This is a genomic window from Cellulomonas sp. P5_C6 (assembly GCF_054049635.1).
On the sequence record NZ_JBFULZ010000174.1, the window covers coordinates 1 to 8887 of the forward strand.

Annotated in this window: 9 protein-coding genes; 8 read left to right on the forward strand and 1 reads right to left on the reverse strand. The window is 74.7% G+C overall.

The features are described from left to right. Positions 1 to 246: 246 nt before the first annotated feature. From ACXJKG_RS16525 to ACXJKG_RS16545, 5 genes are all read left to right on the forward strand, one after another. The gene (locus tag ACXJKG_RS16525) at positions 247 to 906 is read left to right on the forward strand and encodes an ABC transporter ATP-binding protein (RefSeq protein ID WP_456846836.1); all 660 of its coding nucleotides are present in this window, start codon (positions 247 to 249) and stop codon (positions 904 to 906) included. Then, positions 903 to 1502, forward strand: a complete 600-nt coding sequence (locus ACXJKG_RS16530; RefSeq protein WP_456846837.1) for a phosphatidylserine decarboxylase — start codon at positions 903 to 905, stop codon at positions 1500 to 1502. Before ACXJKG_RS16525 ends, ACXJKG_RS16530 begins: the two co-directional genes overlap by 4 nt. Position 1503: 1 nt before the next feature. Further along, positions 1504 to 2226 carry a CDP-alcohol phosphatidyltransferase family protein gene (locus ACXJKG_RS16535; protein ID WP_456846838.1) on the forward strand — a complete coding sequence of 241 codons (723 nt, stop codon included), beginning with the start codon at positions 1504 to 1506 and terminating at the stop codon, positions 2224 to 2226. Further along, positions 2223 to 3248 carry an FtsX-like permease family protein gene (locus tag ACXJKG_RS16540; RefSeq protein ID WP_456846839.1) on the forward strand — a complete coding sequence of 342 codons (1026 nt, stop codon included), beginning with the start codon at positions 2223 to 2225 and terminating at the stop codon, positions 3246 to 3248. The genes ACXJKG_RS16535 and ACXJKG_RS16540 overlap by 4 nt, the downstream gene beginning before the upstream one ends. A 70-nt stretch (positions 3249 to 3318) precedes the next feature. Beyond that, the gene (locus ACXJKG_RS16545; RefSeq protein WP_456846840.1) at positions 3319 to 5232 is read left to right on the forward strand and encodes an alpha-amylase family protein; all 1914 of its coding nucleotides are present in this window, start codon (positions 3319 to 3321) and stop codon (positions 5230 to 5232) included. 1 nt (position 5233) lies between these two features. On the opposite strand, the gene ACXJKG_RS16550 is transcribed toward ACXJKG_RS16545, so the two are convergent. After that, on the reverse strand, positions 5234 to 5860 hold the full coding sequence (locus ACXJKG_RS16550; RefSeq protein WP_456846841.1) for a TetR/AcrR family transcriptional regulator: 627 nt from the start codon (positions 5858 to 5860) through the stop codon (positions 5234 to 5236). A gap of 120 nt (positions 5861 to 5980) precedes the next feature. Between ACXJKG_RS16550 and ACXJKG_RS16555 the strand changes: the two genes are divergently transcribed. The 3 genes from ACXJKG_RS16555 to ACXJKG_RS16565 form a co-directional block, all read left to right on the forward strand. Continuing rightward, positions 5981 to 7474: an MFS transporter gene (locus tag ACXJKG_RS16555; protein ID WP_456846842.1), complete on the forward strand. Its 1494-nt coding sequence runs from the start codon at positions 5981 to 5983 to the stop codon at positions 7472 to 7474. A 111-nt stretch (positions 7475 to 7585) separates the two neighbouring features. Further along, entirely contained in the window at positions 7586 to 7834 is a 249-nt protein-coding gene (locus ACXJKG_RS16560) for a DUF4242 domain-containing protein (RefSeq protein ID WP_456846843.1), read from the forward strand. Positions 7835 to 7857: 23 nt separating this feature from the next. Beyond that, positions 7858 to 8887, forward strand: a 1030-nt coding sequence (locus ACXJKG_RS16565; protein WP_456846844.1) for an AAA family ATPase, incomplete at its 3' end; no start/stop codon positions are given.

The window sequence follows — 8887 nt, forward strand, 5'->3', positions numbered from 1 at the left end:
GCGGCCGCCGGCGCGAGGCCGTCGCGGCGCAGGGGCGCCAGGGTCGACTCCGGCAGCCGCGCGAGCAGCGAGGACGGGTCACCGCCGCCGCCCCGGGGCCGCAGCCGCAGGGCGAGCCCGAGCAGCCACCGACGGGTGGCTGCCGGCGCGTGCGGGAGCATGGCCTCACGGTGGCACCGCGCGTGAAACAGGTCAAACAGGGACGAAACGTTCCCGTGAGGGCCGCCGGGCGGCATCATGGCGACCGTGGGCACGGGTGCTGACCTGGTCGTCGACGACCTGAGCGTGGACTATCAGACCGGCGGCGGGGTCGTCCGGCCGTTCCAGCGCGTCGATCTGGCGGCCCACGACGGCCAGCTGGTGGCGCTGCGGGGCCCCAGCGGCGGCGGCAAGACGACCGTGCTGTCGGTCCTCGCGGGCCTGCTCACACCCACCACCGGCACGGTGACGTTCCGCGGCGCCCCCGTCACCGGGCTCGTGCACCGGCAGCGCACCGTCGGCATCGTGTTCCAGGCGTTCAACCTGGTCCCCGGCCTCACGGCCGAGGAGAACGTGATGGCCCCGCTGGTGCTCACCGGGACGTCGCGGCGCGAGGCCTCGGCGCGCGCGACGCGGCTGCTCCAGGACCTCGGGCTGTCCCACCGCGCCGGGCACCGGCCGGGGACGCTGTCGGGGGGCGAGCAGCAGCGGGTCGCCTTCGCCCGGGCCCTGGTGCGCGACCCCCCGCTGCTGCTCGCCGACGAGCCGACCGCGCACCTCGACACCGAGCACGTGGGCGTGGTCCTGGACCTGCTGCGCCGGCTCGCCCGGCCGGGGCGGCTCGTCGTGGTCGCCACCCACGACGACCGGGTCAGCGACCTCGCCGACGCCGTCGTGCACCTCGGCGGCACGGTCGTGGCCGCGTGACGGCGCGCCTCGCCCGGGGCGCACCCCCGTGGCTGGCCCTCGTGTGGGTCGCCGCGCTGGTTCCCCGCCGCGCGGTGGTCCGGGTGCCGGTCCTGGCGCTCGCGGTGGCCGGCACCTGGTTCTTCCGCGACCCCGACCGGCGCCCCGACGACCACCGGGCCGCCTTCGTGTGCGCCGCCGACGGCCGGGTCACGCGCGTCGAGCGGCACGACGACGACCGCTGGCTCGTCTCGACCTACCTCGACCTGCTCGACGTGCACGTGACGCGCAGCCCCTGCCCGGCGACCGTGCGGGTGCGGCACCGGGTCGGTGGCGCGCACGTCCCTGCGTTCCGGCCCGACGCCCATGCCAACGAGCGGCTGCACTGGGACCTGGACTCGCCGCACGGACCGGTGGTGCTCACGCAGCTGGCGGGCGTGCTCGCGCGCCGGATCGTGCCCTACGTCGGGGCGGGCGCGGACCTGGCCGCCGGCGAGCGGATCGGCCTGATCCGGTTCGGCTCTCGCGTCGACGTCCTGCTGCCGACCGGGGTGCTCCCGGCCGTCGTCGTCGGTGACCGCGTGCGCGCCGGCCGCACCACCCTGGCGACGGCCTGACATGGTCGGCATCACGCACCCGAGGCCCGCCGACTTCCTCACGCTCGCCAACGCGCTGTGCGGGGCGGCCGTGATCCTGCTGGTCACGACGTTGGAGTCGGACCCGGCCGAGCTGCTGCAGCTGGTCGCCGTGCTGCTGCTGTGCGGGACGATCCTCGACACGGTGGACGGGCCCGTGGCGCGCCGGTGGGGCGGCACGCCGCTCGGTGCGCCCCTGGACAACCTGGCCGACGGCGTCGCGTTCGGGGTGGCGCCCGCCGCCGCGCTGGCGGTCCTGGCCGCGTCGGGGGCCTCGCCGCTCGACCGCGGCCTGCTGGTGGCCGGGGGGCTGGTGTACGTCGGGGGAGCGCTGCTGCGCCTGGCCGACTTCAGCGCCGTCCGCCACGACCAGCCGGGGTTCACGGGGCTGCCCTCGCCGCTGGCCGCCACCTGCGCGATCGTGTTCGGCTTCCTGGCACCCCAGCCGTGGGCCGCGGCGCTGGCCCTCACCGTCCTCGGCCTGCTCATGGTCAGCCGGGTGCGCTACCCCGCGCAGCGCGGGGCGGCGCTGGCGCTGTCGTCGGCCGGGTGGGCCGTGTGGCTCGGCGGCGCGCTCGGCCTGTACCCGATGCGGGCGCCGGCGATTGTCGGCATCGTCGTGGTGCTCGTCGCGGTCCCGGTGGCGCACGCGGTGCTGCCGCGCGTGCGGCGACCGGTCGCGGTGCCCGTGCAGGTGGACCCGTGATCTGGCTGACCCTGCGCGATCTGCGGTGGCGCGCCCGGCGCGTGGTCCTCGGCGTGCTGGCGACCGCGTCCGTGCTGGCCATGACGCTCCTGCTCGGGGCGGTGCACGACGCGTTCCTGGCCGAGACCACCCGGACCGTGGCGTTCTTCGGCGCCGACACGTGGGTGGTGCCCACCGGTGTGGCGGGCCCGTTCACCACCAACTCGCCGGTTCCGACCGACCCGGCCCCGGAGGGCGGGACCCCCGTCGCGATCTTCCGCCACGTCGTCGTGCGCGACGGTGGTCCCACGGACGTGAACGTCATCGCCTACCGGCCCGGCGGAGTCGTCGTCGTGGAGCCGGTCGAGGGCCGCGCGCCCCGCGGGCCGGGCGAGGTCGCCGTCGACCGGACGCTCGGCGCGGGCCTGGGCGAACGGCTCACGCTCGGCGGCGAGCGGCTGCTGGTGGTCGGCGTCCTGCGCGGCCTCACCTACAACGGGGGCACGCCGGCGGTCGTCGTGACCCTCGACCAGGGGCAGCGGATCGCGTTCGACGGGCGCGACCTCGCCGGGGCGTTCGTCGTGCGAGGAACCCCGGCGGCGGTGCCTCCCGGGCTCACGACGATGACGCCGACGCAGGTCCGCGACGACATGCGCCGGCCCTTGGAGGTGGCCACCCGCACGCTCGCGCTGCTGTCCGCGCTCCTGTGGCTCGTCGCCGCGGGGATCGTAGGGTTCGTCTGCTACGTGGCGGGGCTGGACCGGCAGCGCGACGTCGCGGTCCTGAAGTCCGTCGGCGTGCCGACGTGGCGGCTGGTGGGCGGCGTGGCGCTCGAGGGGGTCCTTCTGGCCGGGACGGCGGCCGTGCTCGCCGTCGTCGCGGCTCTCGTGCTGGTGCCGCTGTTCCCGCTGCCCGTCGCGGTCACGGCCGGGCAGTGCCTGACCGCGCTCGGCGTCGGCGTGGTCATCGGGCTGGTCGCCGCGGCCGCGAGCGTGCGCCAGGTGCTCACCACCGACCCCGCCCTCGCGTTCGCCAGCACCTGAGACGGCACCTGAGACGGCACCTGAGACAGCACCTGAGGCGCCGCGAGGCCCGGCGTGACAGATTCGACCCGTGAGCTCGATCCCCCCGGAGGTCGCAGCGGCCGCGGCGGCGCCGCTCGCGGGCCTCGACCCGGCCCGTGCGGACCTGTTCGCGCTGCGGCTCGCACGCTGGTGGCCGGACCTGCAGGCGGGCCTCGAGGCGGTGTACCCCGGGGCGACCGGCCTGGCCGCGGACCTCGTCGCCGGCGCCGCCCGCACCTACGCGGAGCGCGACCCCGAGCTGCACCGGCTCGACCAGCAGCGCACGCTCGCGCCGGACTGGTTCCAGGACCCGGGCATGCTCGGGTACGCGACCTACGCGGACCGGTTCGCCGGCGACCTGGACGGCGTGCGCGGCTCCGTCGACTACCTGCGGGACCTCGGGGTCACCTACCTGCACCTCATGCCGCTGCTGCGCCCGCGCGAGGGCGACAACGACGGCGGGTACGCGGTGGCCGACTACCGCACGGTCCGCGAGGACCTCGGCACGATGGACGACCTGCGCGCGCTGGCCACCGAGCTGCGGCGCTCCGGGATCAGCCTCGTGCTCGACCTCGTGCTCAACCACGTCGCGCGCGAGCACGAGTGGGCGGTCCGGGCGCGCGCGGGGGAGCAGCGCTACCGCGAGTACTTCCACGTGTACCCGACGCGCACGCTGCCGGATGCGTACGAGCAGACCCTGGTGGAGGTGTTCCCCGACTTCGCGCCGGGCAGCTTCACGTGGGACGACGACCTCGACGGCTGGGTGTGGACGACGTTCCACTCGTGGCAGTGGGACCTGGACTGGTCCAACCCGCAGGTGTTCGCCGAGCTGGTCGACGTCGTCCTCTACCTGGCCAACCAGGGCGTCGAGGTGTTCCGGCTCGACGCGATCGCGTTCCTCTGGAAGCGGATGGGGACCTCCTGCCAGAACGAGCCCGAGGTGCACGCGATCACGCAGGCCCTGCGCGCGGTCGCCCGGATCGCCTGCCCGGCGGTCGTGTTCAAGGCCGAGGCGATCGTCGGTCCGGCGGACCTGGTGCAGTACCTCGGGACCGGCCGGCACCACGGCAAGGTCAGCGACCTGGCGTACCACAACGCCCTCATGGTGCACATCTGGTCGATGCTCGCCTCGAAGGACGCGACGCTCGCGTCCCAGGCGCTGCGCGCCCTCCCGCCGATCCCCACCACCACCGCCTGGGTCACGTACGTGCGGTGCCACGACGACATCGGCTGGGCGATCGCCGACGAGGACGCCGCTGCCGTCGGCCGCGGCGGGTACCAGCACCGGAACTTCCTCTCGGACTGGTACGCCGGGGTCTTCCCGGGGTCCGACGCCCGCGGGCTGGTGTTCCAGCACAACGCCGTGACGGGCGACCGCCGGATCAGCGGGACGGCCGCCAGCCTGGTCGGGCTGGAGGCGGCCCGGGAGGCCGCCGACCCTGCGTGGGTCGATGCCGCGGTCGCGCGCCTGCTGCTCGCGCACGCCGTGGTCATGGGCTGGGGCGGCGTGCCGGTCGTGTGGTCCGGCGACGAGCTCGCGCTGCCGAACGACCCGGCGTGGGCCGACGAGCCGGGGCACGGCGGCGACAACCGCTGGGCGCACCGGCCGCGGCTCGATCCCGTGGCGGCCGCGCGCCGGGTGGTGGCCGGCACGGTCGAGCAGCGGGTGTTCGCGGGGCTGCGGCACCTGGCGGCCGTGCGGGCGTCGCTCCCGCACCTGCACGCGTCGGTGGCGAGCGAGGTGCTCGGGCCCGACGACCCGGGTGTCCTCACGCTCGTGCGCCGGCACCCGCTCGGTCCCCTGCTCGCCGCCTACAACGTGACGGGCGACTGGCGGCCGGTGCCCGGGTGGCGGCTGCGCGAGCTCGGCGTGACCCACGATGCGCTGACCGGCACCGACGTGGGCCCGGGGGACGACGACAACCTGTGGCTGGAGCCGTGGCGCGCGGTCTGGCTGACCTGAGTCAGGGGAGCGCGGGCTGGGACCCCGTGGCCAGCGGCAGGATCACGGTGTCGATCATCTGCACCACGAACTCGTCGTCGACGCGCTGGCCGGCCACCATCTTGCGGTAGGCGATCATCGCCGGTGCGACGGCGGCGACCATCTCGAGGTCGATGTCCGCCCGCAGCTCGCCGCGGGCCTGCGCGCGCTCGAGCAGCCCGCGCATGAGGTCGACCCGCGAGCGCACGAACTGCTCGTGGAACACGGCGGCGACCTCGGGGTTCTCCTTCACGGCGGACATCAGCCCGGACATCAGCTCGGAGTCGTCCGTGCGGGGCTTGCCGAAGCGGACGGCGAGCAGGTCGGAGCGCAGCGAGCCCGTGTCGGGGACCTCGTCGATGCTCTGGGCGACCCCGCGCGCGCAGACGACGGCGTCGACGGTGAGCTGGACCTTGGAGGGCCAGCGGCGGTAGACGGTGGCCTTGCCGGCGCCGGCGCGGTCGGCGACGGCGTCCATGGTCATGCCGTCGAACCCGCGCTCGGCCAGCAGCTCGCGCGTGGCCAGCAGGATCGCGTCGTCCTTGGACTCGTCGCGGCGTCGGCCGGCTTTCCGGGTCGTCGTCGTCCCGGTCAGGTCGTCCACGGTCATTCGTCGCCCTTTCGTCGTGGAAGCCACTCTAGCCGCATAAATCGATACTGGGGGGTTCCGGAACTGGCCAGTTCCGTATTACAGTCGCTCCACCGACCACGACGTCCCAGGAGCACCCCCATGTCGTCACCCATCCAGACCGCCACGGAGAGCCGGCACCGCTGGTTCGTCCTCGCCACGGTCGCCCTCGCCCAGCTGATGGTCGTGCTCGACGCGACCATCGTGAACATCGCGCTGCCCTCCGCCCAGGCGGACCTCGGGTTCAGCGACAACGACCGCCAGTGGGTGGTCACCGCCTACGCGCTCGCCTTCGGCAGCCTGCTGCTGCTCGGCGGCCGCCTCGCCGACATGTTCGGCCGACGCCGCATGTTCCTCATCGGACTCATCGGCTTCGCCGTGGCCTCCGCTCTCGGCGGCGCTGCGCAGAGCTTCGAGCTGCTCGTCGGCGCCCGCGCTCTGCAGGGCGCGTTCGCCGCGGTCCTCGCCCCGGCGGCCCTGTCCGTCCTGACCACCACGTTCACCATCGCCAAGGAGCGCGCCCGCGCGTTCGGCGTCTTCGGCGCCATCGCCGGCATGGGCGGGGCCATCGGCCTGCTGCTCGGCGGCTACCTCACCGAGAACTTCAACTGGCGCTGGAACCTCTACGTCAACGTGTTCATCGCCGCGATCGCGTTCGTCGCCGGCACCGTGCTGCTGCCCCGCGCCGAGGAGCGTCACGACACCCGCATCGACGTGCCGGGCGTCATCCTCGCCTCGACGGGTCTGTTCGCGCTCGTGTTCGGCTTCTCGCAGGCCCAGCCCCAGGGCTGGAGCGCGCCGGCGGTGTGGGGCTCGCTCGCCGCGAGCGTCGTGCTGCTCGTCGGCTTCGTCCTGCGCCAGCGCACGGCGACGCACCCGCTGCTGCCGCTCGAGATCGTCGTCGACCGCGACCGCGGGGCCGGGTTCCTCGCGATCCTCGTCGCCGGCTCCGGCATGTTCGGCGTGTTCCTCTTCCTCACCTACTACCTGCAGCTGACGCTCGGGTACACCCCGATGCAGACGGGCGCGGCGTTCCTGCCGATGGTCGTGTTCATCGTCATCACCGCGCAGATCCAGTCGAACATCCTGGTCCCGCGGTTCGGGCCCAAGCTGCTCGTGCCGATCGGCATGCTGCTCGGGGCCGGCGCGATGCTCTGGTTCACCACCCTCCAGCTCGACAGCGGGTACCCGCGGGTGCTGGTCGGCCTGATCATGATGGGCATGGCGATGGGCTCGATCATGCCCGCGTCGTTCCAGATCGCGACGCTCGGGATCGCGCGTCAGCAGGCCGGCGCCGCCTCGGCGATGGTCTCCACCAGCCAGCAGGTCGGCGGGGCCATCGGCACGGCCGTGCTCAACACGCTCGCCGCGACGGCCGCCGCGGCGTACGTCACGGCGCACGCCCCGGCCAGCCCCCAGGTGCTCGCCAACGCCGCGCTGCACAGCTTCTCGGTCGCGTACAGCGTCGCGGCGGGGATCTTCGTGCTGGGCGCGATCCTCACCGGCTCGCTGTTCCGCACCCGCGGCGACCGTGCCGCCCGCCTCGAGGCCGCCACCCCGGCCACCCACGACGAGGCGCCGGTGCTCGCGCACTGAGTCGCAACCTGGGTACTCGCCACGGATCCGCCAGGTGAGTGCCGCTTCCTACCGTGATCGGACCAGTCCACTTCCGGGCTGGTCCGATCACTGTCTCGAGGGAGCACGACGATGCCGCTGTTCATGGATGTCCACCACCTCGGCGAGGTCACCATGGGTGACGTCGCCCAGGCCCACCAGGCCGACCTCGCCACGCAGGAGGGTCACGGCGTGAGCTACCTGCAGTACTGGGTCGACGAGCAGAACGGGAAGGTCTTCTGCCTCGTCGACGCCCCGTCCGCCGAGGCCGCCTCGACGGTCCACCGGGAGGCGCACGGCCTGGTCGCCGACGCCGTCTACCCGGTGCAGGAGGGTCGCTGACCGCGAACCGTACGATGCCGACTGTGCCGCTGCTCGAGCGCGACGGGCTCGCCGGACGGCTGCATGCCGTCCGGGACGGGGCCGCGGCCGGCCACGGGGCGACGGTGCTGGTGTCGGGCGAGGCCGGGGCCGGCAAGACCGCGCTGGTCCGGCACGCGTTCACCGAGGCGGTCTGGGGGTACTGCGACCCGCTGTCCACCCCCAGGCCGCTCGGGCCGTTCCTCGACGTGGCGGCCCAGCTGTGGCCCCGGTCGTCGACGCGCTGGAGCGCCTTCACCCTGGCCGAGCGGCTGCTGCGGTGGATGGCGGACCCGCACCCGCCGGTGGTCGTCGAGGACGCCCACTGGATCGACACCTCCAGCGCCGACGTCCTGCGGTTCGTCGCGCGGCGGATCGCCGACACCCGCGGCCTCCTCGTGGTCACCACCCGGGACGAGCGCGGCCCGGTCGCGCTGGGGGACCTCGCCGGCCCGGTGCGGATCGACGTGCCGCCGCTGGGCCGGACCAGCGTCGAGGCGCTGGCGACCGGCGCCGGGCTGGACCCGGACGCCGTCCTGCGCCTCACCGGGGGCAACGCCTTCCTGGTGACCGAGATGGCCTCCGGCGAGATGCTGACCGCGCCGCTGCGGGACTCCGTGCTGGCGCGGCTCGCGCGGCTCAGTCCGGCGGCGCGGCACGTGGCCGAGCTGCTGTCGGTGGTGCCGGGCCGCGCCTCGGTGGACCTGGTCGACGGCGACTGGGACCGGCTCGACGAGCTGGCCGCGGCGGCGCTGGTGCAGGTCGACGGGGACGCGGTGGTGTTCCGGCACGAGCTGGTCCGGCTGGCGGTGGAGCACGACCTGCCGCCCGGCCGGCGCGTCGAGCTGCACGCCGAGGTGCTCCGTCGGCTCGTCGCGACGGACTCCGAGCCGGCGCGGGTCGCGCACCACGCACGCGGCGCGCAGCAGGTCGACGTCGCGCTCGCCGCCGAGAGCTCCGCGGCCGTCCGGGCGTCCGCGCTGGGCTCCCACCGCGAGGCCGCCGAGCACGCKCGCCGCGCGGTCGGCGACGCCC

Bases quoted from the DNA above. Each gene is read 5' to 3' on its own strand.
- ACXJKG_RS16555 (WP_456846842.1), top strand. From the start codon at position 5,981: ATGTCGTCACCCATCCAGACCGCCACGGAGAGCCGGCACCGCTGGTTC.
- ACXJKG_RS16535 (WP_456846838.1), top strand. From the start codon at position 1,504: ATGGTCGGCATCACGCACCCGAGGCCCGCCGACTTCCTCACGCTCGCC.
- ACXJKG_RS16560 (WP_456846843.1), top strand. From the start codon at position 7,586: ATGCCGCTGTTCATGGATGTCCACCACCTCGGCGAGGTCACCATGGGT.
- ACXJKG_RS16550 (WP_456846841.1), bottom strand. From the start codon at position 5,860: ATGACCGTGGACGACCTGACCGGGACGACGACGACCCGGAAAGCCGGC.